Origin of the sequence: Sphingobium olei, assembly GCF_042678845.1 — a bacterium.
Taxonomy (GTDB): Bacteria; Pseudomonadota; Alphaproteobacteria; order Sphingomonadales; family Sphingomonadaceae; genus Sphingobium; species Sphingobium olei.
Window position 1 is genome coordinate 116801 of record NZ_JBHTLS010000134.1, and the last position, 22435, is coordinate 139235.

At 64.7% G+C, this 22435-nt stretch carries 34 protein-coding genes; 5 read left to right on the forward strand and 29 right to left on the reverse strand.

What is annotated here, in order from left to right; genetic code table 11:
- The first annotated feature begins 118 nt into the window (after positions 1 to 118).
- Entirely contained in the window at positions 119 to 340 is a 222-nt protein-coding gene (locus tag ACFQ24_RS18505) for a hypothetical protein (protein WP_380913932.1), read from the forward strand.
- A gap of 29 nt (positions 341 to 369) precedes the next feature.
- Positions 370 to 1239, forward strand: coding sequence for an EamA family transporter RarD (rarD, locus tag ACFQ24_RS18510; protein WP_380913934.1), 870 nt, complete (start codon positions 370 to 372; stop codon positions 1237 to 1239).
- Between the two features lie 10 nt (positions 1240 to 1249).
- Here the strand turns inward: rarD and ACFQ24_RS18515 are convergent, their stop codons facing one another.
- Positions 1250 to 2581: a dihydroorotase gene (locus ACFQ24_RS18515; protein WP_380913936.1), complete on the reverse strand. Its 1332-nt coding sequence runs from the start codon at positions 2579 to 2581 to the stop codon at positions 1250 to 1252.
- A gap of 70 nt (positions 2582 to 2651) precedes the next feature.
- Between ACFQ24_RS18515 and ygfZ the strand changes: the two genes are divergently transcribed.
- Positions 2652 to 3392, forward strand: a complete 741-nt coding sequence (gene ygfZ / locus ACFQ24_RS18520; RefSeq protein ID WP_380913938.1) for a CAF17-like 4Fe-4S cluster assembly/insertion protein YgfZ — start codon at positions 2652 to 2654, stop codon at positions 3390 to 3392.
- Positions 3389 to 4135 (forward strand): glutaminyl-peptide cyclotransferase, encoded by a 747-nt coding sequence (locus tag ACFQ24_RS18525; RefSeq protein WP_380913940.1) that lies wholly within the window; start codon positions 3389 to 3391, stop codon positions 4133 to 4135. Before ygfZ ends, ACFQ24_RS18525 begins: the two co-directional genes overlap by 4 nt.
- Here the strand turns inward: ACFQ24_RS18525 and ACFQ24_RS18530 are convergent.
- The 3 genes from ACFQ24_RS18530 to lepA all read right to left on the reverse strand — a co-directional run bounded on the left by ACFQ24_RS18530 (position 4132) and on the right by lepA (position 7273).
- The gene (locus tag ACFQ24_RS18530; RefSeq protein ID WP_380914375.1) at positions 4132 to 4815 is read right to left on the reverse strand and encodes a hypothetical protein; all 684 of its coding nucleotides are present in this window, start codon (positions 4813 to 4815) and stop codon (positions 4132 to 4134) included. The genes ACFQ24_RS18525 and ACFQ24_RS18530 overlap by 4 nt on opposite strands.
- A gap of 196 nt (positions 4816 to 5011) precedes the next feature.
- The gene (locus ACFQ24_RS18535; protein ID WP_380913942.1) at positions 5012 to 5398 is read right to left on the reverse strand and encodes a PH domain-containing protein; all 387 of its coding nucleotides are present in this window, start codon (positions 5396 to 5398) and stop codon (positions 5012 to 5014) included.
- A 69-nt stretch (positions 5399 to 5467) separates the two neighbouring features.
- A complete protein-coding gene (lepA, locus tag ACFQ24_RS18540) occupies positions 5468 to 7273 on the reverse strand; it encodes a translation elongation factor 4 (protein ID WP_380913944.1) in 1806 nt (601 codons plus the stop codon).
- A gap of 172 nt (positions 7274 to 7445) precedes the next feature.
- On the opposite strand from lepA, the gene ACFQ24_RS18545 reads away from it, so the two are divergent.
- Positions 7446 to 8216: a penicillin-binding protein activator LpoB gene (locus ACFQ24_RS18545; protein ID WP_380913946.1), complete on the forward strand. Its 771-nt coding sequence runs from the start codon at positions 7446 to 7448 to the stop codon at positions 8214 to 8216.
- Between the two features lie 44 nt (positions 8217 to 8260).
- Here ACFQ24_RS18545 and ACFQ24_RS18550 read toward each other — a convergent pair whose 3' ends face one another.
- The 25 genes from ACFQ24_RS18550 to rpsJ all read right to left on the reverse strand — a co-directional run bounded on the left by ACFQ24_RS18550 (position 8261) and on the right by rpsJ (position 22384).
- Entirely contained in the window at positions 8261 to 9304 is a 1044-nt protein-coding gene (locus ACFQ24_RS18550; RefSeq protein ID WP_380913948.1) for an acyltransferase family protein, read from the reverse strand.
- Positions 9305 to 9399: 95 nt separating this feature from the next.
- Positions 9400 to 9939: an SRPBCC family protein gene (locus ACFQ24_RS18555; protein ID WP_380913950.1), complete on the reverse strand. Its 540-nt coding sequence runs from the start codon at positions 9937 to 9939 to the stop codon at positions 9400 to 9402.
- A gap of 36 nt (positions 9940 to 9975) precedes the next feature.
- A complete protein-coding gene (locus ACFQ24_RS18560) occupies positions 9976 to 10632 on the reverse strand; it encodes an adenylate kinase (protein ID WP_380913952.1) in 657 nt (218 codons plus the stop codon).
- A 44-nt stretch (positions 10633 to 10676) separates the two neighbouring features.
- The gene (gene secY, locus ACFQ24_RS18565) at positions 10677 to 12041 is read right to left on the reverse strand and encodes a preprotein translocase subunit SecY (protein WP_380913954.1); all 1365 of its coding nucleotides are present in this window, start codon (positions 12039 to 12041) and stop codon (positions 10677 to 10679) included.
- 193 nt (positions 12042 to 12234) lie between these two features.
- A complete protein-coding gene (rplO, locus tag ACFQ24_RS18570; RefSeq protein ID WP_380914376.1) occupies positions 12235 to 12768 on the reverse strand; it encodes a 50S ribosomal protein L15 in 534 nt (177 codons plus the stop codon).
- 179 nt (positions 12769 to 12947) lie between these two features.
- Positions 12948 to 13124, reverse strand: coding sequence for a 50S ribosomal protein L30 (gene rpmD, locus ACFQ24_RS18575; RefSeq protein WP_066769602.1), 177 nt, complete (start codon positions 13122 to 13124; stop codon positions 12948 to 12950).
- 5 nt (positions 13125 to 13129) lie between these two features.
- Positions 13130 to 13858, reverse strand: a complete 729-nt coding sequence (rpsE, locus tag ACFQ24_RS18580; protein ID WP_380913957.1) for a 30S ribosomal protein S5 — start codon at positions 13856 to 13858, stop codon at positions 13130 to 13132.
- A gap of 2 nt (positions 13859 to 13860) precedes the next feature.
- Positions 13861 to 14214: a 50S ribosomal protein L18 gene (rplR, locus tag ACFQ24_RS18585; protein WP_066769608.1), complete on the reverse strand. Its 354-nt coding sequence runs from the start codon at positions 14212 to 14214 to the stop codon at positions 13861 to 13863.
- A gap of 1 nt (position 14215) precedes the next feature.
- Positions 14216 to 14749 carry a 50S ribosomal protein L6 gene (rplF, locus tag ACFQ24_RS18590; RefSeq protein WP_066769611.1) on the reverse strand — a complete coding sequence of 178 codons (534 nt, stop codon included), beginning with the start codon at positions 14747 to 14749 and terminating at the stop codon, positions 14216 to 14218.
- Positions 14749 to 15144 carry a 30S ribosomal protein S8 gene (rpsH, locus tag ACFQ24_RS18595; protein ID WP_380913959.1) on the reverse strand — a complete coding sequence of 132 codons (396 nt, stop codon included), beginning with the start codon at positions 15142 to 15144 and terminating at the stop codon, positions 14749 to 14751. The genes rplF and rpsH overlap by 1 nt, the downstream gene beginning before the upstream one ends.
- A gap of 12 nt (positions 15145 to 15156) precedes the next feature.
- Complete coding sequence (rpsN, locus tag ACFQ24_RS18600; protein WP_380913961.1) at positions 15157 to 15462, reverse strand: 30S ribosomal protein S14; 306 nt, start codon at positions 15460 to 15462, stop codon at positions 15157 to 15159.
- 52 nt (positions 15463 to 15514) lie between these two features.
- Positions 15515 to 16087 (reverse strand): 50S ribosomal protein L5, encoded by a 573-nt coding sequence (gene rplE, locus ACFQ24_RS18605; protein WP_380913963.1) that lies wholly within the window; start codon positions 16085 to 16087, stop codon positions 15515 to 15517.
- Positions 16087 to 16398, reverse strand: coding sequence for a 50S ribosomal protein L24 (gene rplX / locus ACFQ24_RS18610; protein WP_380913965.1), 312 nt, complete (start codon positions 16396 to 16398; stop codon positions 16087 to 16089). The genes rplE and rplX overlap by 1 nt, the downstream gene beginning before the upstream one ends.
- Positions 16398 to 16766, reverse strand: coding sequence for a 50S ribosomal protein L14 (gene rplN, locus ACFQ24_RS18615; RefSeq protein ID WP_066700946.1), 369 nt, complete (start codon positions 16764 to 16766; stop codon positions 16398 to 16400). The genes rplX and rplN overlap by 1 nt, the downstream gene beginning before the upstream one ends.
- Positions 16767 to 16958: 192 nt before the next feature.
- On the reverse strand, positions 16959 to 17222 hold the full coding sequence (gene rpsQ / locus ACFQ24_RS18620; RefSeq protein ID WP_066700947.1) for a 30S ribosomal protein S17: 264 nt from the start codon (positions 17220 to 17222) through the stop codon (positions 16959 to 16961).
- Between the two features lie 15 nt (positions 17223 to 17237).
- Positions 17238 to 17441: a 50S ribosomal protein L29 gene (gene rpmC / locus ACFQ24_RS18625; protein WP_013847759.1), complete on the reverse strand. Its 204-nt coding sequence runs from the start codon at positions 17439 to 17441 to the stop codon at positions 17238 to 17240.
- A gap of 3 nt (positions 17442 to 17444) precedes the next feature.
- A complete protein-coding gene (gene rplP / locus ACFQ24_RS18630; RefSeq protein WP_066769627.1) occupies positions 17445 to 17876 on the reverse strand; it encodes a 50S ribosomal protein L16 in 432 nt (143 codons plus the stop codon).
- Between the two features lie 21 nt (positions 17877 to 17897).
- The gene (rpsC, locus tag ACFQ24_RS18635; protein WP_380913968.1) at positions 17898 to 18593 is read right to left on the reverse strand and encodes a 30S ribosomal protein S3; all 696 of its coding nucleotides are present in this window, start codon (positions 18591 to 18593) and stop codon (positions 17898 to 17900) included.
- Between the two features lie 4 nt (positions 18594 to 18597).
- Complete coding sequence (gene rplV / locus ACFQ24_RS18640; RefSeq protein WP_009820636.1) at positions 18598 to 18984, reverse strand: 50S ribosomal protein L22; 387 nt, start codon at positions 18982 to 18984, stop codon at positions 18598 to 18600.
- Entirely contained in the window at positions 18984 to 19262 is a 279-nt protein-coding gene (gene rpsS, locus ACFQ24_RS18645) for a 30S ribosomal protein S19 (RefSeq protein WP_007686576.1), read from the reverse strand. The genes rplV and rpsS overlap by 1 nt, the downstream gene beginning before the upstream one ends.
- Before the next feature lie 5 nt (positions 19263 to 19267).
- Positions 19268 to 20104: a 50S ribosomal protein L2 gene (rplB, locus tag ACFQ24_RS18650; RefSeq protein WP_380913971.1), complete on the reverse strand. Its 837-nt coding sequence runs from the start codon at positions 20102 to 20104 to the stop codon at positions 19268 to 19270.
- Positions 20105 to 20106: 2 nt separating this feature from the next.
- On the reverse strand, positions 20107 to 20424 hold the full coding sequence (locus ACFQ24_RS18655) for a 50S ribosomal protein L23 (protein ID WP_066769640.1): 318 nt from the start codon (positions 20422 to 20424) through the stop codon (positions 20107 to 20109).
- Positions 20417 to 21040: a 50S ribosomal protein L4 gene (gene rplD / locus ACFQ24_RS18660; RefSeq protein WP_380913973.1), complete on the reverse strand. Its 624-nt coding sequence runs from the start codon at positions 21038 to 21040 to the stop codon at positions 20417 to 20419. The genes ACFQ24_RS18655 and rplD overlap by 8 nt, the downstream gene beginning before the upstream one ends.
- A 3-nt stretch (positions 21041 to 21043) precedes the next feature.
- Positions 21044 to 21799, reverse strand: coding sequence for a 50S ribosomal protein L3 (gene rplC, locus ACFQ24_RS18665; RefSeq protein ID WP_380914378.1), 756 nt, complete (start codon positions 21797 to 21799; stop codon positions 21044 to 21046).
- A 276-nt stretch (positions 21800 to 22075) separates the two neighbouring features.
- Entirely contained in the window at positions 22076 to 22384 is a 309-nt protein-coding gene (gene rpsJ / locus ACFQ24_RS18670) for a 30S ribosomal protein S10 (protein ID WP_007686587.1), read from the reverse strand.
- Between the last annotated feature and the right edge of the window lie 51 nt (positions 22385 to 22435).

Genomic DNA, 22435 nt, shown 5'->3' on the forward strand with positions numbered 1-22435 from the left:
AAGATTGCGTTAGGATATGTGGTGAATCGCGGCTGTTTTTGGGGGCAAGGCCAGCTTTGCCCGGGTGGCCCCCTTCCCCCGTCTTGTCCTGGCCCGAAATGAAGGTCATTTACAGGACATGCTCAACATTCTTTCCGCCCTTATCGGCCTTTTCACGCTGATCCTGATGATCCCCGCAGTCTTTCCGCTGCTGGGAGCGCTCAACTGGATCCTGGTGCCCATGGCGCTGTTCGGCGCGTTCGTGGGGCTGATGTCGTCGAAGAAGGGGGGCCAGAATTTCTGCCTGATCGTCGCGGCGTTCGGCGCGTTGCGGCTGTTCCTGGGGGGAGGCATATTCTGACACGGGATCAAAACCGGGCGCGCGAAGGGTTGATCGCGGGGGCGGCGGCCTATGGCCTGTGGGGTCTGCTGCCGCTCTTCTTCCGGCTGCTGCACCATGTCGATCCGACCGAGATCGTGACCCAGCGCATCCTCTGGTCGCTGCTGCTGATCCTGTTCATCCTGATGGTGCGGCGCGACCTGCCGGCCTTTGCGACGGCGATGCGCGACCGCAAGCTGGTCGTGCCGCTGGCCGCGTCGGCCCTGCTGATCGGCATCAACTGGCTGACCTATGTCTGGGCGGTCAACCAGGGCCATGTGGTAGCGGCGAGCCTGGGCTATTTCCTCAATCCGCTGATCGTCGTCCTGCTGGGCATGGTGGTGCTGAAGGAACGGTTGCGGCCGATGCAGATGCTGGCCATCGGCGCGGCGGCGGCGGGCGTCGCGATCCTGGCCGCGGCCGCGCTGACGACGCTGTGGATCAGCCTCACCCTGGCGCTGAGCTTCGCCTTCTACGGCCTGGTGCGCAAGCTGACGCCGGTCGCACCGATGACCGGGCTGGGCGTGGAGACGGCGTTGCTGACGCCGCTCGCTCTCGCCTATCTGCTGTGGGAGGCGGGGCATGGCGGCATCGGCTTCGGCAAGGACGCGCCGACGACGGCGCTGTTGATCCTGTCGGGCGCGGTGACGACGGTGCCCTTGGTGCTGTTCGCGGTCGCAGCCCAGCGGCTGCCGATGGCGACGCTGGGCCTGCTGCAATATATGGCGCCCACGCTGCAGTTCCTGTCCGGCATCCTGCTGTTCGGCGAAACGCTGAGCCCAGGCCAGATGCTGAGCTTCGGCCTGATCTGGGTCGGCCTGATCCTCTTCGCCAGCGATGGCGTCGTCGCCGCCCGGCGGAACCGGGTGGCGACGGCCTGACGCCCCATCGTCAGTTGAATTCGGTCGCTTCAAAGCGGACGGGTTCGCCGATCGCCGCGTTGGCAAGGGCATCTTCCCACATCACGCGGTTGCCGCGGATGATGGTGCCGATCGCCTTGCCGGTCAGGTCCATCCCCTCGAACGGCGACCAGTCGCAGCGCGAGGCGAGCCAATCCTTGCCCACGGTCCAGCGCTTTTTCAGATCGACCACGGTGAAGTCGGCGTCATAACCGATCGCGATCCGCCCTTTGCCCACCAGGCCGAACACGCGCTGCGGACCCGATGAGGTCAGTTCGATGAAGCGCCGCAGCGACAGCCGCCCCTCCGCCACATGATTGAGCAGCAGCGGCACCAGCGTCTGGACGCCGGGCATGCCGCTGGGGCTGGCGGGATAGGTCTTCGCCTTCTCCTCGACCGTATGGGGCGCATGATCGCTGCCCAGCACGTCCGGCACGCCCTGGTTCAGCCAGAACCAGAGGCCGTCGCGATGCGCGCCCGACCGGATCGGCGGGTTCATCTGCGCATAGGTGCCAAGGCGCGGATAGGCGTCCTCCCCGGCAAGCGTCAGATGCTGGGGCGTCACTTCGCAGGTCGCGATGTCCTTGTTCTGGCCGATATAGTCGAGTTCGGCCGGCGTCGTCACATGCAGGATATGGATGCGGCGGCGCGCCTTCCGGGCAAGCGCGATGATCCGCCTGGTCGCGATCATCGCGCTTTCATCGTCGCGCCAGACGGGGTGGGACGAGGGATCGCCCTCGACTCGCATATCCTTGCGCGCGTTCATCCGCGCTTCGTCCTCGGCATGGATGGCGACCCGGCGGGTGCCCGACGCCAGCACGCGCGACAGCGCATCGTCATCGTCGACCAGCAGGCTGCCGGTCGAGGCGCCCATGAAGATCTTGACGCCCGACGTGCCGGGAATCCGCTCCAGTTCCCTGAGCTGCTCGGCATTGTCCGCTGTCGCGCCGACATAGAAGGCATGGTCGCACCACATGCGATGATGCGCGCGGGCGAGCTTGTCATGCACGCGCTCGGCGGTGTCGGTGTTGGGATTGGTGTTGGGCATTTCGAACACGGCGGTGATCCCGCCCAGCACGGCGGCACGGCTGCCCGATTCGAGGTCTTCCTTATGCTCAAGCCCCGGCTCGCGGAAATGGACCTGGCTGTCGATGCAGCCGGGCAGGACATCGAGCCCGGTGCAATCGATCACCTCGCCCGCATCACCAAGGCCGGTGCCGATCGCCGCGATCCGGCCACCGCGCACCCCCACATCCACGCTTTCGGCGCCGCCCGGCGTGTGGACGGTGCCGTTCTTGAGGATCAGGTCAAAGGTTTGGGGCATGGCAAACTCCTGTCGGCTGCGACTGCGCGAACCGCTTGGCTAAGTCGTGTCGCCGTCCTACCTAAAGGCGATGACCCGCACCACCCTCACCGATCGCGCGCTGCTGAGAATTTCGGGCGAAGAGGCCCGCCCCTTCCTGCAGGGGCTGCTGACGCGCGACGTGCTGATGCTGGCGGAAGGCCAGCCGCGCTGGACCGGGCTGCTGACGCCGCAGGGTAAGGCGCTGTTCGATTTCATCCTGTGGGCGGATGGCGACGACGTGCTGATCGATTGCGAGCGCGATCAGGCCGATGCGCTGGCGAAGCGGCTGACGCTCTATCGCCTGCGCCGCAAGGTGACGATCGCGCGGGAAGGGGCGCTGGCGGTGCATTGGGCGCTGGAGGCCCATGGGCGGCCGCTCGACCCGCGCCTGCCCGCCCTCGGTTATCGCTGGCTCGCCTCTGCGGCAGAGGGCGACGCATCCGCGGCCTTCCGCGCGCATCGCCTGTCGCTGGGGGTGTTCGAGGGCGTGGCGGAGCTGGGCCAGGACGCCGTGCTGTGGCTGGAGGCCAATGCCGGGGAACTGAACGGCGTCGATTATGACAAGGGCTGCTATGTCGGGCAGGAGAATACCGCGCGGATGCACTATCGCAACAAGGTGAGCCGGCGGCTGGTGGCGGTGCCGCTGGAGCAGGCCGACGAGAAACGGCAGCGGGCGGTGCTGGCGGACATGGACCTGTCGATCGAACTGCGGCGGGTGGAGGCGCTGGACCCGACGAATTTGCCGGGCTGGCTCGCCGCAGCGGTGACGGCCACGCAGGCGGCGGAATGAGGCGCCTGCTCGTCGCGCTGGCGGGCGCGCTGCTCCTGTCCTCCCCTGCCCGCGCCGACACGCCCTGGACGCTGGTCGCGACCTACCCCCACGATCCGGCGGCCTTCACCGAGGGGCTCTTCTACCTCGACGGCATGCTCTATGAGAGCACCGGGCTGGAGGGCCGGTCCGACATTCGCAAGGTGACGCTCAAGACCGGCAAGGTCGTGCAGCGGCGCGTGCTCGACAGCCGCTATTTCGGCGAGGGGATCGTCAACTGGAAGGACCGGCTGGTGAGCCTGACCTGGCGGCACCGGCAGGGGTTCGTCTGGTCACTCGGCGACTTCAAGCCGCTGTCCAGCTTCCGCTACGAGGGCGAGGGCTGGGCGCTGACGCAGGACGGCCGCCACATCATCATGAGCGACGGCACGGCGCAGTTGCGCTTCCTGGACCCGGAGAGCCTGGCCGAACAAAGGCGCGTCACCGTCACCTGGAACGGGCGACCGGTCGATCGGCTCAACGAGCTGGAATATGTGAAGGGCGAGGTGTGGGCCAATATCTGGTACGACACGAAGATCGCGCGGATCGATCCGGCGACGGGCGCGGTCAAGGACTGGATCGACGTCGCCGCGTTGCGCAAGGCGGCCGGCGTCACCGACACCGAAGCTGTGGCGAACGGCATCGCCTATGACGCGGCGAAGGATCGCGTGTTCATAACGGGGAAGAACTGGCCCAAATTGTTCGAGATCACGCTGAAGCGTTAAAGCTCCAGCCCGACCAGTGTGCCGCTGCCGATGCGGTCGACATAGCGCTTGCCGTCGATTTCCAGCCAGTCGGGCGTCACTTCCAGCCGGCGGCCGCGGATGGTGGTGCGCAGATGCTCCACCGCGATCCGGTTGCGCGCCACGATGCGCAGGACGCAGAGGCCATCGCCGCGCGAGGCCATCATCGAATAACGGTCGCCGCGCAGCAGGAAGTGCCAGCCGCCGTCCGCCGGCATCCATTCATTGCCATCGACGACCTGCATCGGTTCGCCGTCCGGCGCGCCCAGCCGCACGCTGATGCGCGTCGCGCCGTTGGAGCGGCGCGGCGGGGCGAAGATCAGGATCGGCTCGCCATTCAGCGCGATGGGAATCGGCGTGTCGCGCAACATGCGCGATCCGCCGACGATCAGTTGCGGCAGCTCCGCGGAGAAAGGCAGGCGATCGCGCGCGAAATGCCGCTGCCGCACGACGGGATTGGCGTGGAAACTGTGGACCTGCGTCGATGTCAGCCGCCCTTCCTCCACCAGGCCGTGGCAGGTGGGGCACAACAGGGTCGCGGCCGGCCCGTCAGGCAGGCGCAGATAGCGGTAGATGGTGACGCCGCAGCGCACGCAGGCGAAGCCGCAGGCCTGGCGCACGTCCGCGCGCTGCTCCGCCGTCAAGTCCGGCAAGGACGGCATCACTCGCAAGCCCACCATGGCGACACCCCTTTTCGCCCCCGCTCGCACCGTTGCGACCGGGTGATCCCGTCCTGGCGTCCTCCTGGATCGGGGCTCTGCGGCGCCCGCTGTGACTATCGTTGAAATATATGGACCAAAGTCAAGGGGCTGATGGAAATAGTGTGTCGCGGTGGGGCGTCCGCCGCTGCGCGACCCGTCAGCGTTGGGGCAGCAGGTCGAGATTGCGGGAGGCCGCAATGGCCCGGATACGGTCGGGGCGGGGCATGTTCTTGATGGCGATTTCAGCGATATCGCCCGCACTGAACAGCTCGACATGGCCGACGCCGAACAGCCGCTGACCCAGCGTCTGGGTGATGCGCACGGACCGGATTGACGAGAGGGCGATTTCCGTCCGCTGCTTGGCGAGCAGGCCCCGTTCCAGCAGCACTTCCCGGTCGGACAGGGCCAGCCGCTCGCCCTTGTGCATAACCCACCACACCCCGATGGCAAGGATGCCGACCACCGATACGAGCAACAGCAGGAAGAGGAAAGGATGCGCCCGGAACATCGCGGGATGTTCGTCATACAGCCAGGTGTCGCTCACGCCGCCTCCCACAGGTTGGTCATCCAGACATCATCATGCGCCGGCGGGGCCGTCAAGCCGCGAGGCGGTTCAGCTCTCGTCGCCCATGCGCAGCGCGGCGATGAAGGCTTCCTGCGGGATCTGCACGCTGCCATATTCGCGCATCCGCTTCTTGCCTTCCTTCTGCTTCTCCAGCAGCTTCTTCTTGCGCGTGATGTCGCCGCCATAGCATTTTGCCGTGACGTCCTTGCGCATGGCCGCGATCGTCTCGCGCGCGATCACCTTGCCGCCGATCGCTGCCTGGATCGGGATCTTGAAGAGGTGGCGGGGGATCAAGTCCTTGAGCCGTTCGCACATATGGCGGCCGCGCGCTTCCGCGGCGCTGCGGTGGACGATCATGCTGAGCGCATCGACGGGTTCGTTGTTGACGAGGATGCTCATCTTGACGAGATCGCCTTCGCGGGTGCCGATCTGGTGATAGTCGAAGCTGGCATAGCCGCGGCTGATCGACTTCAGCCGGTCATAGAAGTCGAACACCACTTCGTTCAAGGGCAGGTCGTACGTCACCTGCGCGCGGCCGCCGACATAGGTCAGGTTCTTCTGAATGCCGCGCCGGTCCTGGCAGAGCTTCAGGATAGAGCCGAGATATTCGTCGGGGCAGTAGATCACCGCCTCGATCCACGGCTCCTCGATCATCTCGATATGGTTGGGATCGGGCATATCGGCGGGATTGTGCAGATGCTTCACCGTCCCGTCCTTCATGTGCATGTCATAGACCACCGAAGGCGCGGTGGTGATGAGGTCGAGGTCGTACTCGCGGGTCAGCCGCTCCTGGATGATCTCCAGATGGAGGAGGCCGAGGAACCCGCAGCGGAAGCCGAAGCCGAGCGCGGCGGAGGTTTCCATCTCGAAGGAGAAGCTGGCGTCGTTCAGGCGCAGCTTGCTGATGCTGTCGCGCAGCTTCTCGAAATCATTGGCGTCCACCGGGAAGAGGCCGCAGAAGACGACCGGCTGCACTTCCTTGAAGCCGGGCAGCGGCGCAGCGGCCGGGTTCTTGACCGTGGTGATGGTGTCGCCGACGCGAGTCTGGCTGATGTCCTTGATCTGCGCGGTGATGAAGCCGATCTCGCCGGGGCCAAGCTCGGGCAGCGCCTCGATCTTGGGACGCATGCAGCCGACGCGGTCGATCAGATGCTCGGTGCCGCCGATCATGAACTTGATGTTCTGGCCCTTCTTGATGACGCCGTTGACGACGCGCACCAGGATGACGACGCCGAGATAGGGGTCGTACCAGCTGTCGACCAGCATCGCTTCGAGCGGCGCGTCACGGTCGCCCTTGGGCGGCGGGATCTTGGCGACGATGGCTTCCAGCACCTCGTCGATGCCGATGCCCGACTTGGCCGACGCCAGCACCGCTTCCGAAGCGTCCAGGCCGATCACCTCCTCGATTTCGGCGCGCACCTTTTCCGGCTCGGCGGCGGGCAGGTCGATCTTGTTGAGGACGGGCACGATCTCATGGTCATGCTCGATCGACTGATAGACGTTGGCGAGCGTCTGCGCCTCCACGCCCTGCGCCGCGTCCACGACCAGGAGCGCGCCTTCGCAGGCGGCAAGGCTGCGCGACACTTCATAGGCGAAGTCGACATGGCCCGGCGTGTCCATGAGGTTGAGTTCATAGGTCTCGCCATTCTTCGCGACATAGTCGAGGCGCACGGTCTGCGCCTTGATGGTGATGCCGCGTTCCTTCTCGATATCCATATTGTCCAGCACCTGCGCGCTCATCTCGCGGTCGGAAAGGCCGCCGGTGCGCTGGATCAGACGGTCGGCCAGGGTGGATTTGCCATGGTCGATATGCGCGATGATGGAAAAATTGCGGATATGGCTAAGGTCGGTCATCGCGCGCCGATAGCAGCGATTCCCGGCCCTGTCAGCAGGATCGCGCGCCTGCGCCATTGCACGGTGCGGACCGGCGCGCCGCTTGGAAGCGGAGCGGCTTTATGGTAGGTCGGCGTCATAACAAGGGACGCGTCAGATCATCCTTCTAAACAGGGAAATGGGGGTTTTTATCATGCGTGGATTGAAGATGCTGGCCGCGGCAGCGGTCTGCTTCGCTACGGCGACGTCGCCTGTACTGGCCGCCGAAAAAGGATCGTCGGGCCGGCAGGCGCAGGTCAAGAAGCAGATGGAAATCCCCCATTGCACCAAGCGGCTGGGCACCGTCGCGATCGTCGAGCCCGACAATCAGTGGTGGCGCGAATTCAACCTGGGCAGCCCGGAAGCGATCATCAAGCTGTTCGTCCAGCAGTCCGGCTGTTTCGGTATCGTCAATCGCGGCCGGTCGATGGCGAGCCGCAACATGGAACGCGCGATGGCCGATTCCGGCGAATTGCAGGCGGGATCGAACCTGGGCAAGGGCCAGGTCAAGGCGGCGGATTATTTCATTCAGCCCGACATCGTGACCACCAACAAGAATAGCGGCGGCAATGCGCTGGGCGGCCTGGTCGGCGGGTTCCTGGGCGGGCGCACGCTCGGCGCACTGGCCGGCGGCATTTCCATCAAGAAGAGCGAGGCCAACGTCATGCTCTCGGTAGTGAATGCCCGCACCACCGAGGAAGAGGTGATGGCCGAAGGCTATTTCCGCAAGTCCGACCTCAGCTTCGGCGGCGGCGGTGGCCTCGGCTGGATGGGCGGCCTCGCGGCGGTCGGCGGTGGCGGCTACCAGAATACCGACATCGGCCAGGTAATCGTGCTCGCCTATCTGGACGCCTATACCAAGATGGTGACGCAGATGGGCGGCCTGCCCGACAACGCCGCCGCGGCGGCACCCGTCGCGAAATAAGCAAGGATTTGAGGGCGCTGCCGGCTGGCGGCGCCCCACATCCTTCAGCCTCCGCTGGGCAGGGCATCCGCGACCGTCGGATGCGCATGGCGGCGGCGCTTCCACCAGCGGAGGATCGCGTCTGCCGCCGGACGCTCGACGAGCCGGTTGATCGCAAAGCCCAAAGCCAGCGCGACGATAAACGCTGCGGTGAAGCCGATCCAGGGGCTGTAGCCAGCCCGGGCGAGTTCCAGCATCACGACGAAGCCGACATGCTGGTGGATCAGGTAGAAGGAATAGCTGATCCCGCCGAGCCACAGCAGCGGGCGGACGGCAAGGAAGCGCAGCCGCCCCCGGATCAGCCCGAGGAAAGCGACGAGCAGCACGCCGCCCATCAGCGTCACGTCCCATGTCTCCATCGTCGCCAGCGACAGGAGCGCGAGAACGGCATAGGGTGCCTGCTGCCGTGCGGTGCGCTGGCCGGACCAGAGGCGGTAGGCGAGCATCCCCAGCATGAAGAAGGGTGCGTAGCGCAACACGAGCAGCATGATGAGCCGTTCCGGCATGTCGGGCCACAGCCACCAGAGCCAGCGCAGCGCCAGCCACCCCGCGAGCGCGGGTTCCAGGCGGCGCAGGCCGACGAATTTCCATAGCGCGATCATGCAGAAGTAGAAAGCGATCTCCACCGTCAGCGTCCAATAGGCGCCGTCCACTTCAGGCATGAAGGCAAAGCCCTGCAACATGGTGACGTTGGCGAGGATCGCCGCAGGCCCGATCAGAAGGCGGGTCGCGTGGGCGAGATATTCGATGCCCAGCGTCAGCATCATCGCGGTCAGATAGGCGGGATAGAGCCGGGCGAAGCGGTTGACGAAGAAGTCGCTGACGGTGCGGATGCGGTCGAGCGTGAAGAAGATCGCAAAGCCAGAAATGGTGAAGAAAAGCAGCACCCGGTAATTGCCGCCGGGAAAGCTGAAGGGCACATGGGCGGCCTGCGGGAAGAGTTCATGGAAGCGGGTCGAATAGTGGAAGATCAGCACGCACAGCGCGCCCAGGCCGCGCAAGGCGTCCAGTTCTGACAGGCGGCCATGACGATGGCGATACGCATCCATGAGACACGCCATAGCAACAGGACAGCAATGAAGCTGCCAGGATCGTGGTTAACATGAGGGCCTGCGGAAGGGCTTTTGTCCCGATATGGCGCGTCCTAGCGGGCCGGCCTTTCCGCGGCGCGCTTGAGACCCGCCAGCTGCGTCGCCAGCACCTGATCGACGAGCGGCGCAATCGCGGCCGGACCGCCACGGATATAGCCGCCCACGACATAGGTCATCACGACCTTTGCGCCTCCGGCCGACGGCGTGACGGCGAAATCGAGCGTGCCGACCGCGCCCTCGCCCTGGAGTGGCCCCAGCGCGCCGGACAGTCGCAGCCGCTGGCCCGGCATCGCCTGGACGACGCGCGCATGTTCGACGGTTCCGGCAGGCCCGGCCTTTGCCGGGATCGCCTCGCAGAAGCAGCCGCCTGCGTGGAGGGCGATCGTCATATTGGCTGCGTCGCCGCTATAGGTATGACTGCCCTCCCACCAGCGGCCGGGCTGCGCCAATAGCGCATAGACGGCATCCGGACCGGCGGCGATCTCCACGCTGCTCTCGGTCGAGAAGCCCCACTGGCTGCTGCCCGTCACGGCCGCAGGGGCCGGCGCGGCCATCGCCGCACCAACCCCTGCCAGAAACGCCATGATGCGCATATGTCCTCTCCCCCGTCTGCGGAGGGCAAGGATAGCTCAGGCCGCGCCGCCATCCAAGATGGCGGCGACCGCGGTCGTCACCTCATCGATGTCGGCCATGCCGTCGACCCGCGAGACGATGCCGCGCGCTTCGTAGATGGGCAGGATCGGCGCGGTCTTTGCGCGATATTCGGCCATGCGGGTGCGCACGGTTTCCTCATTGTCATCGGGCCGGCGCTTGAATTCGTGACCGTGACACTTGTCGCACTCGCCTTCTACCTTGGGCTTGTGGAAGCTGTCATGATAGCCTGCGCCGCAGGTGGCGCAGGTGAAGCGGCCGGTGATGCGTTCGACCAGCGCGTCCTCATCCACTTCCAGTTCGATCACATGATCGAGTGTGCGGCCGCGTTCGCCCAGGATCGTGTCGAGCGAATGGGCCTGCGCCTCGGTACGGGGATAGCCGTCGAAGATGACGCCGGTATCGGGCGACAACGCATCCAAAGCCTCGCCGATGATGCCGGACACGATCTCGTCCGAGACCAGTTCGCCCGCTTCCATCACTGCCTTCGCCTTGAGGCCGATCGGCGTACCCGCCTTCACGGCGGCGCGGAGCATGTCGCCCGTCGACAGCTGCGCCATGCCCCGGCTGTCCACCAGGCGCGTCGCCTGCGTACCCTTGCCAGCGCCCGGAGGTCCAAGCAGAATGATGTTCATCGCGCGCATACTCCCCTGTTCGTGCGCTGTATGGAAGGGCTGGCTTAGCGCAGCCGCCCTTTCAGCTTCGCTTTCTTGATGAGATCGCCATATTGGTGGGCGAGCAGGTGGCTCTGGATCTGCGTCACGGTGTCCACGGTCACGTTGACGACGATCAGCAGGCTGGTTCCGCCAAGGTAGAAGGGGATGCCCGCACGCGCGATCGCGAATTCCGGCACCAGGCAGATGAAGGCCAGATAGGCCGCGCCGATGACGGTGATGCGCGTCAGCACATAATCCAGATAATTTTCGGTGTTCTTGCCCGGGCGGATGCCGGGGATGAAGCCGCCGTTGCGCTTCAGGTTATCGGCCGTCTCTTCCGGATTGAACACCACGGCGGTGTAGAAGAAGCAGAAGAAGACGATGCCAAGGCCATAAAGCGCCATATAGAGCGGCGTGCCATGGGCCAGATACTGGTTCAGCGTCAGAACGAAATCGCCCAGCCTGCTCTCCCCGGCCACGGTGTTGCCGGCGAATTGCGAGATGGTGAGCGGCATCAGCAGCAGCGAACTGGCGAAGATCGGCGGGATGACGCCGGCGGTATTGACCTTGAGCGGCAGGTGGCTGCGGTCCGCCTGCATCAGGCCCTGGCGCGTCTGGCGCTTGGGATATTGGATGAGGACGCGCCGCTGCGCACGTTCCATGAAGCAGATCAGCAGCACCAGGCCAGCGAGCGCGGCCACGATCACGAAGATCAGCAGGCCGGAGATTGACCCTTCGCTGCCCGACTTGAAGAGGTTGCTGAGCGTCACCGGCAGCTGGGCGACAATGCCCGCCATGATGATGAGCGAGGTGCCGTTACCGATGCCGCGCGAGGTGATCTGCTCACCCAGCCACATCAGGAACATCGTCCCGCCGATCAGCGAGACGACGGCGGTCAGGCGGAACAGCAGGCCGGGATCAACCACTGCCTGAAGCCCCTGCTGCGCGCCGAAGCCTTCAAGACCCACGGCGATGAAATAGCCCTGCACGGCGGTCAGGCCGACGGTGCCGTAGCGGGTATATTGGTTGAGCTTCTTGCGGCCGCTTTCGCCTTCCTTCTTGATCGCCGCGAGCTGCGGCGAGAGGCTGGCGGCCAGCTGCACCACGATCGACGCGGTGATATAGGGCATGACGCCGAGCGCGATGAGGCTCATGCGCGACAGCGAACCGCCCGAGAAGGTATTGAAGATGTCGAGGATGCCGCCATTGGTCTGGCTGTAGAGCTGCGACAGGGCAGTCGGGTCGACGCCGGGCAGCGGCACGAAGCTGAGGAAACGGAACACGATCAGCGCACCCAGCGTGAACCACAGGCGCTTCTTGAGGTCGGTCGCCTGGCTGAACTTCGCCAGGCTGAGATTGGATGCGAGCTGGTCGGCTCTCGATGCCATGGTGGCTGCCCTTCAAATCACTCTGCCGGAAGCCGGGGGCTCCGGTCGGAATCGCTCATCCCCTTAGCGGGGCGCTTTAGCCATGTCGAACGGGAGTTGTCACATAAGCGACAAATGACGCCCCCTTAAAGCACATGACCCCGCCGACCCATATCGGGCAGCGGGGTCAGGCTTGCAAGTATCAGGCGTACGATCAGCCCTGCTTGGCGGCCTTCTTGGCGGCGAGGGCGGTGCCCTTCTTCGCCTTCGCCTTGTCGGCGGCAGCGACGACTTCGATCACCTCGACCTTGCCGCCTGCCTTTTCAACGGCCTCGATCGCGCCCTTCGACGCGCCGGCGACCAGCAGGTTGACCTTCGCCGTCAGTTCACCCTTGCCGAGCAGGCGCACGCCGTCCTTGCCGCCACGGGCGAGGGCAGCGGCCTTGAGCGCCGCATGGTCGATGGTGGCGCTGCTATCCAGCTTGCCGGCGTCGATCGCCTTCTGCACCGCGCCCAGGTTCACGATCGCGTAATCCTTGGCGAAGATGTTGTTGAAGCCGCGCTTCGGCAGACGCATGTGGAGCGGCATCTGGCCGCCTTCGAAGCCGTTGATGCTGACGCCCGAGCGCGCCTTCGCGCCCTTCTGGCCGCGACCGGCGGTCTTGCCCTTGCCCGAGCCGATACCACGGCCGACGCGCATCCGGCCCTTGCGGGCACCGGCATTATCGTTGAGTTCGTTGAGCTTCATATCGTGCACTCGCTTTCGCTATGTTCGCGCGAAGGCCCGATCCACCGGGATCGGGCCGTAGCCCCAGCGCAGGCCGGGGCCTCGTGAAGCTGGGTCTATCCCTACCGAGGATATACCCAGCGGCCTGAGATCCCAGCATTGGCCTTCGGCCGCCCTTCGGGTCGCTGGGATGACGGTCTTTAGTCGACCACTTCCACCATGTGGGGCAGCTTCTTGATGGCACCGCGGACTTCCGCGGTGTCTTCCAGCTCCACCACGCGGTGCATCTTGCCAAGGCCCAGGCCGATCAGAATCTTCTTCTGGTCGGCGGGGCGGCGGATCGGCGAACCGATCTGCTTGATCTTGATCTTCGCCATACCTGTTACTCCGCAATCGCTTCGGCGTCGGCCTGCGCGACATCGGCCGAGGCACCACCGCGACGCAGAAGGTCCGCGACCTTCTTGCCACGACGCTGCGCCACCGACTTGGGGCTGGTCTGTTCGCCCAGCGCCGCGAAGGTCGCACGGATCATGTTGTAGGGGTTCGACGTGCCGTTCGACTTGGTCACGACGTCCGCGACGCCGAGGCTTTCGAACACGGCGCGCATCGGACCGCCCGCGATGATGCCCGTACCGGCCGGAGCCGAACGAACCGTCACCTTGCCGGCACCGAAATGGCCGAGGCCGTCATGGTGCAGAGTGCGGCCTTCCTTCAGCGGCACGCGGACCATGGCCTTCTTGGCCGAAGCGGTCGCCTTGCTGATCGCCTCGGGCACTTCGCGCGCCTTGCCATGGCCGAAGCCCGCACGACCCTTGCCGTCGCCCACGACGACCAGAGCCGCGAAGCCGAAGCGCTTACCGCCCTTGACGGTCTTCGAGACGCGGTTGATGTGAACCAGCTTCTCGATCAGCTCTTCGCCCTGCTCCTCGTCACGGTTGCCGCCACGGCGGTCGTCGCGACGGCCACGGCCGCCACGCTCGCCGCGGTTGCGATCGCCACCGCCACGATTGCCACGACCACGGCCGGGACCACGGTTTTCCGTCGGCTGTTCGCCGCCTTCGACGGCAGCGGGAGCGCCCGCCTGCGACTGGATTTCGTTTTCGTCAGCCATAATCAGAACTCCAGCCCGCCTTCGCGGGCGGCATCGGCCAGCGCCTTGACGCGGCCATGGAACAGGAAGCCACCACGGTCGAACACGACCTTGGTGACGCCGGCGGCGGTTGCCGCAGCGGCGACGCGCTTGCCGACATCGGCAGCCGCATCGGCGGTGGCGCCGGTCTTGCCGCGCACATCCTTGTCCAGGGTCGAGGCGGCGGCGACGGTGGTGCCGGCGACGTCGTCAATGACCTGGGCGTAGATGTGACGGCCCGAACGGTGGACGCTGAGGCGCGGCTTGTGGCCGGCGACCGCCTTGAGCGCGGTGCGGACGCGGCGACGACGCCGCGCGAAGAGGGAAAGCTTTGCCATCTTACTTCTTCTTCCCTTCCTTGCGGAAGATGAACTCGCCGTCATACTTGATGCCCTTGCCCTTATAGGGTTCGGGCTTGCGCCAGCGACGGATTTCGGCGGCGACCTGGCCGACCTTCTGCTTGTCGATGCCCGTGATCTCCACCGTGGTGTTGTCCGGGGTCTTGATCTCGATGCCTTCCGGCACCGCGAAATCGACATCGTGCGAATAGCCGAGCTGCAGCTTCAGGGTCTTGCCCTGGGCGTTGGCGCGGTAACCGACGCCGGTGATGAGCAGCTTCTTCGAGAAGCCCTCGGTCACGCCGGTGATCAGGTTCTGGATCAGCGTGCGCTGCATGCCCCAGAAAGCGCGGGCGCGCTTCGTGTCGTTGGCAGGCTGTACGGCGATCTTGCCGTCCTCGACGCTATAGGTCACTTCGTCGGCCAGCGGCATGGCGAGGGTGCCCTTGGGGCCCTTCACCGACAGCTGCCCGTCAGCGATGGATGCGGTCACGCCCGAAGGCACGGTGACCGGCTTTTTACCGGTGCGGCTCATCAGAACACCTCCGCCAGCACTTCGCCGCCGACATTCTGCTCGCGCGCTTCGGCGTCGGACAGAACGCCCTTGGGCGTCGAGACGATCGTGATGCCAAGGCCGTTGCGGATCACCGGAAGTTCCTTGGAACCCGAATAGACGCGGCGGCCGGGCTTCGACACGCGGGCTACATGCTTGATCGCCGGCTGGCCCTCGAAATATTTCAGCTCGATGCGAAGGCCGGCATGCTTGCCAAGGGTTTCCTCGGAATAGCCGCGGATATAGCCTTCGCGCTGGAGCACGTCGAGCACGCGGGCGCGCAGCTTGGACGCGGGGGAAACCACGCTGTCCTTCTTCGCCTGCTGCCCGTTGCGGATGCGGGTGAGCATATCACCCAGGGGATCGGTCAATGCCATCTCAAATGATCCTTACCAGCTCGACTTGGTGACGCCGGGGATCAGGCCCTTGTTGGCCAGATCACGCAGCTGCACGCGGCAGAGACGGAATTTGCGGTAATAAGCGCGGGGACGCCCCGTCAGCTCGCAGCGGTTCCGAATACGGGTCGGGTTGCCGTTGCGGGGGATCTCCGCCATCCTCAGACGCGCGATCAGACGATCGCTGTCGTCGGCCGCGGTATCATTCGCGATCGCCTTGAGCTTCGCATAGCGGCCGGCATATTTCTTCACCAGCTTCTTGCGGCGCTCGTTCTTGTTGATCGAACTCAGTTTCGCCATGACTTAAGTTCTCTTCCTTAGCTTAAGCGTTGGGAGAGAAGCGGGGCCTGGATCAGGCCGCCTGCTTCTCTTCGATCGGGAAGGGGAAGCCGAAGAGGCGCAGCAGTTCGCGCGCTTCATCGTCCGTCTTCGCCGTGGTGGTCACGATGATGTCCATGCCGCGCACCTTGTCGATGCGGTCATAGTTGATCTCGGGGAAGATGATCTGCTCCTTGATGCCGAAGGCATAGTTGCCACGGCCGTCGAAGCTCTTCGGGTTGAGACCACGGAAGTCGCGCACGCGGGGGAGCGCGATGTTGATCAGGCGATCCAGGAACTCGTACATGCGCTCGCGGCGCAGCGTCACCTTGGCGCCGATCGGCATGCCTTCACGCAGCTTGAACTGCGCGATCGACTTGCGGGCCTTGGTGATGACCGGCTTCTGGCCGGCGATCAGTTCCATTTCCTCGGCGGCCGAGGTCACCTTCTTCTTGTCCTGGGTCGCTTCGCCTACGCCCATGTTGAGCGTGATCTTCTCGATCTTGGGGACTTCCATGACGTTCTTGTAACCGAACTTCTCGGTCATCGCCTTGGCGATTTCGGCGTCATAGAGCGCCTTGGAGCGCGGAGTATATTTGTCGGCCATTACAGCACCTCACCGGACTTGACGGCGACGCGGACCTTCTTGCCGTCGCGTTCCTCGAAACGGACGCGGGTCGGCTTGCCGTCGGCACCGGCCACGGCCACGTTCGAAATGTGGAGCGGCGCAGGCTTGCGATCGATGCCGCCCTGCGGGTTCGACTGGTCGGGCTTGCGGTGGCGCGCGTGGATGTTGATGCCCTCGACGAGCACCTTGTCATCCTTGGGCATCACCTGAAGGACGGAACCGGTGCGGCCCTTGTCCTTGCCGGCCAGGACGACGACCTTGTCGCCCTTCTTGATCTTGGCAGCGCTCATTACAGCACCTCGGGAGCAAGGCTGATGATCTTCATGTGCTGCTTCGCGCGCAGCTCACGAACGACCGGGCCAAAGATACGGGTGCCGATCGGCTCCTGGTTCTTGTTGATCAGCACGGCGGCATTGCCGTCGAAGCGGATCACCGAACCGTCGGCGCGACGGATGTCCTTGGCGGTGCGGACGATGACGGCGCGGTGCACGTCACCCTTCTTCACCTTGCCGCGCGGCGCGGCTTCCTTGATCGAGACGACGATGATGTCGCCCACGCCGGCGAAGCGGCGCTTCGACCCGCCCAGCACCTTGATGCACTGGACGCGCTTGGCGCCGCTGTTGTCAGCGACGTCAAGATTGGATTGCATCTGGATCATAGATCCGGTTCCTTCTCATTTGGCCTACCGGGACAATTCCCGGCGGTTCCGAATTTCATGCGCTCGACCCGGTGAATCGAAATGCGCGAAGCGCGGGCCTGTACCTTCTCCGGAGGGAAAAGGCCAGCCCGCGTCCGAACTTTTTCGATCCCGCAGGATCAGTGACTGGTCACAAGACCGAAAGGCCTGCCCTTAGTGGGAGACTTCCGGCGACTTGTGGGTGTCCACGCGCTCGATGACCTTCCAGGTCTTGAGCTTGGAAATCGGGGCGGTCTCCTCGATGCGAACCGTCTCGCCTTCCTTGTAGACATTGCCCTCGTCATGGGCGTGGTACTTTTTCGACAGGCGGATGATCTTGCCGTAGAGCGCATGCTTAACCTTGCGCTCCACGCGAACCACCACCGTCTTGTCGGTCTTGTCGGAAACCACCGTTCCCGTCAGCACGCGCTTGGGCATCGTGTGATTTCCTTCTTACTTCGCAGCCGAGCGCGAACGCTCGGACTGAAGGGTCTTGATCTGCGCGATCGACCGGCGGACTTCACGCACGCGGCTGGGCTTTTCCAGCTGGTTGGTGGCCGCCTGGAAACGCAGGTTGAACTGCTCGCGCTTCAGGTTGTTGAGTTCGGTCGACAGTTCGTCGTCCGTCTTGGTCTTGAGGTCTGCGACGTTCGCCACGGCTTAACCCTCCAGGTGCGAGGTGTCGCCGAGGCGGGCAACGACCTTCGTCTTGATGGGCAGCTTCATCGCGGCGCGCGAGAAGGCCTCTGCTGCGAGCGGACCGGGCACGCCGTCCAGTTCGAACAGGATGCGGCCGGGCTTCACGCGGGCCGCCCAATATTCGACCGAACCCTTGCCTTTACCCTGACGGACTTCGGCAGGCTTCTTCGAAACCGGCACGTCGGGGAACACGCGGATCCACAACCGGCCCTGACGGCGGATGTGACGCGTGATGGCGCGGCGGGCCGCCTCGATCTGGCGGGCGGTGACGCGCTCGGGTTCCAGGGCTTTCAGGCCATAAGAGCCGAAGTTCAAGGCCGAACCGCCCTTGGCGTCGCCCTTGATCTTGCCCTTGAAGGCCTTGCGGAACTTCATCTTCTTCGGTTGCAGCATGACGCTATACCTACCTTATTCTCAGCGCGCCGGGCGCACGCCGGAGGTCTGAGCCTCCAGCATCAGCCGGTCGGTGGCCATCGGATCGTGACCAAGGATTTCGCCCTTGAAGATCCAGACCTTGATGCCGCACACGCCATAGGCGGTGTGGGCTTCGGCTTCGGCGTAGTCGACGTTCGCACGCAGCGTGTGAAGCGGAACGCGGCCTTCGCGATACCATTCGACGCGCGCGATCTCCGCGCCGCCCAGACGGCCGCCGCAGGTGATCTTGATGCCTTCGGCACCCAGACGCAGCGCCGACTGCACAGCGCGCTTCATGGCGCGGCGGAACGCGACGCGGCGCTCCAGCTGGTCGGCGATGCCCTGCGCAACGAGCTTGGAGTCGATTTCCGGCTTGCGGATCTCGACAATGTTCAGGCTGACGTCCGAAGAGGTCAGGCTGCCCAGCTTCTTGCGCAGCTTCTCGATATCCGCGCCCTTCTTGCCGATGATGACACCGGGGCGGGCGGCATAGATCGACACGCGGCACAGCTTGGCCGGACGTTCGATCACGACCTTCGAGATCGCAGCCTGCGGCAGGGTCTTCATGATATACTGGCGGATCTTCAGATCCTCCAGCAGAAGCCGGCCATAGTCCTGGCCTTCCGCGAACCAGCGGCTGTCCCAGGTGCGGTTGATCTGCAGACGCAGACCGATGGGGTTGCTCTTGTGACCCATGTGTTTAAGCCTCCGCTTCTTCGCCAGCTTCACGCACGACGATGCGCACGCGGCTGAAGGGCTTGAGGATCCGGGTCGACTTGCCGCGGCCGCGGGCGTGGAAGCGCTTCATGGTGAAGCTCTTGCCGACCGATGCTTCCGCGACGACCAGTGCGTCGACGTCCAGATTGTGGTTGTTTTCCGCGTTGGCGATGGCCGAAGCCAGCACCTTGCGCACATCGACCGCCATCGCCTTCTTCGAGAAGGCGAGGATGTTCAGCGCGTCCTCGACCTTGCGGCCGCGGATCAGCGTGGCGACCAGGTTCAGCTTCTGGGCCGAACCACGGATCTGCGTGCCGACGGCGAGCGCTTCATTGTCGGCGACGCGACGGGGAGCCTTTTCCTTGCTCATCAGCGCTTGCCCTTCTTGTCGGCGGCGTGGCCGGGGAAGTAGCGGGTCGGGGCGAATTCGCCCAGCTTGTGACCCACCATGTCCTCGTTCACCGAAACCGGCACATGCTTGCGGCCATTATAGACGTTGAACGTCAGGCCGACGAACTGCGGCAGGATGGTGGAACGGCGCGACCAGGTCTTGATCGGACCCGAACGGCCACCGGCGTCCTGCGCCACTTCCGCCTTCTTCAGAAGGCTGAGGTCCACGAACGGACCTTTCCAGACGGAACGAGCCATCTCGCTTACCTCTTCTTCTTCGCGTGGCGGCTACGGATGATGAACTTGTCCGTCGCCTTGTTGTGGCGGGTGCGCGCACCCTTGGTCGGCTTGCCCCAGGGGGTGACCGGATGACGGCCGCCCGAGGTCCGGCCTTCACCACCGCCGTGCGGGTGATCGACCGGGTTCTTCGCCACGCCGCGCGTCAGCGGGCGCTTGCCGAGCCAGCGGTTGCGGCCGGCCTTGGCAAGGTTGGTGTTGGCGTTGTCGGGGTTCGACACAGCGCCCACGGTGCCCATGCAGTCCGAGCGGATGTAGCGCTGCTCGCCCGAGGACAGGCGCACCATCACCATGCCGCGATCGCGACCGACGAGCTGGGCGTAGGTGCCCGCCGAACGGCAGAACTGACCGCCCTTGCCCGGCTTCATCTCGATATTGTGGATGATCGTGCCGACCGGCATCTGACCCAGTTCCATCGCGTTGCCCGGCTTCACGTCGGTCTTCTTGCCCGCGATGATCTTATCACCCGGCGCAAGGCGCTGCGGCGCCAGCACATAGGTCTGGGTGCCGTCGGGATAGTTGACCAGCGCGATGAAGGCGGTGCGGTTGGGGTCATATTCCAGACGCTCCACCGTGCCTTCGACGTCCCACAGGCGACGCTTGAAGTCGATGATGCGGTACTTCTGCTTGTGACCGCCCGCGATGCCGCGCGAGGTCACATGGCCCTTGTTGTTGCGGCCGCCGGTCTTGCGCTTGCCCTCGGTCAGCGCCTTGACGGGCTTGCCCTTGTGCAGGCTCGACTTGTCGACGAGGATCAGGCCACGCTGGGCGGGGCTGGTCGGGTTGTAGCTCTTAAGCGCCATGATCAGCGCACTCCTTCGGTGATGTCGATCGACTGGCCGTCGGCCAGGCGAACGATCGCCTTCTTCACGTCGCTGCGCTTGTAGGGCTTGCCCTTCCAGCGCTTCGTCTTGCCCTTGGCGACCAGCGTGTTCACGCTCTTGACGGTCACGCCCCAGATGGCTTCGATCGCGGCCTTGATCTCCGGCTTGGACGCATCGTTCGCGACCTTGAAGACCACGGCGTTGTTCTCGGAGAGAAGCGTCGACTTCTCGGTGATGACCGGCGCGACAACGACGTCATAATGACGGTTGTCCACGGTCGCGGCTTCCTTCTTAGCCATTGAAACGCGCCTCCAGCTTTTCGACCGCGGCGCGCGTCAGCACCAGCGAATCCGCCTTAAGGATGTCGTAGACGTTGGCGCCGACGGCCGGCAGCAGGTCCACGCCGACGATGTTCGCCGAAGCCTTCGCGAAGCTGACGTTCACCGCGTCGCCGTCGATGAACAGCGCCTTGTTAAGGTTCAGCTTGGCGAGGTGCGCGACCAGAGCCTTGGTCTTGCCTTCCGCCACGTCGAGATTGTCGAGGACGATCAGCGAACCGTCCTTCGCCTTGGCCGACAGCGCCATCTTCAGGCCCAGCGCACGCACCTTCTTGTTGAGGTCGTGGCCGAAGTCGCGGGCGCGGGCGCCGTGCGCCTTACCACCGCCGATGAACACGGGCGCCTTGCGGTCGCCGTGACGAGCGGTGCCGCCACCTTTCTGGCGGCCGAACTTCTTGCCGGTACGGGCCACGTCCGAACGCTCGCGGGTGGCGCGAGCGGGGGCGCGGCGCTTTTCCAGCTGCCAGGTAACGACGCGGTGCAGGATGTCGGTGCGGGGCTCGATGCCGAACACGGCATCGTTCAGCTCCAGCTCACCGGCGGCTGCGGCGTCGAGGGTCTGTACATTGACCTTCATGGTTTAGCCCTCCTGGCCTTCGGTCGCTTCGGGAGCGGCTGCTTCTTCAGCAGGCGTCTCAGCCGGAGCATTGTTGCTGTTGGCAGCAGCCTTGAGGCTGGCCGGATACGGCACGTCGGCCGGGCGCTTCACCTTGACGGCGTCGCAGACGGTCAGCCAGGTGCCCTTGGCGCCCGGAACGCTGCCCTTGACGAACAGCAGGCCGCGCTCGACGTCGGTGCGCACGATTTCCAGGTTCTGCTGGGTCCGCTCACGGTCACCCATGTGGCCCGCCATCTTCTTGTTCTTGAAGACGCGGCCCGGATCCTGGCGGTTACCGGTCGAACCATGGGCACGGTGGCTGATCGACACGCCGTGCGTGGCGCGCATACCGCCGAAGCCCCAGCGCTTCATGGCGCCGGCAAAACCTTTACCCTGGGTGTGGCCGGCGACGTCGACCAACTGGCCGGCGATGAAATGATCGGCCGCGATCTCGGCGCCGACATCGAGGAGCGCATCCTCGGCGACGCGGAATTCGACCAGGCGCGCCTTCGGCTCCACTTCCGCCTTGGCGAAGTGGCCGCGCTGCGGCTTGGCGACATTCTTGACCTTCGCGACGCCCGCACCGAGCTGAACCGCGACATAGCCGTCGCGATCGCTTTCCTTGCGGGCCACGACCTGATTGCCCTCAAGGGCCAGAACCGTAACCGGTATATGACGTCCGTCCTCCTGGAACAGACGGGTCATCCCGACTTTCTTAGCGATCACGCCTGTGCGCATCACTGATTACTCCCACAGAGGCCCACCGTAGCAGCGGGCGTATCCAACGAAAAAACCGCTCGGGATTCCTCCCGCGCGGTCCAACCCAAATGTAGCGATCACCCCGTCAGGGTTGGATGCCGATCCCTCTCGGGAAAGGCGACGGGGGACCAGGACCATGGACCTTTCCGGTTTACCGGAGCGGCCATGCGGTATCCCTTGTGTCGTTTGAGCTTCCACCAGAAGGGGAATGCCCGATACCCTGCCCTCCTTGCGGTTGGCAGGGACTTGTCGGCCTCAGGCCAACTTGATCTCGACGTTCACGCCGGCAGCCAGATCCAGCTTCATCAGCGCGTCGACCGTCTGCGGCGTCGGCTGCACAATGTCAAGCATGCGCTTGTAGGTGCGGACCTCGAACTGCTCGCGCGACTTCTTGTCGATGTGCGGACCACGGTTGACCGTGAATTTTTCGATGCGCGTCGGAAGGGGAATCGGACCGCGAATGAGGGCGCCGGTGCGGCGGGCGGTGTCGGCGATGTCGCCGGTCGCCTGATCGAGCACGCGATGATCGAACGCCTTGAGGCGAATGCGGATATTGCTGTCCATAGTTCCTGTACCGATGCGAAAGAGCCAAAAACCCACGCATTTTCAAAAATC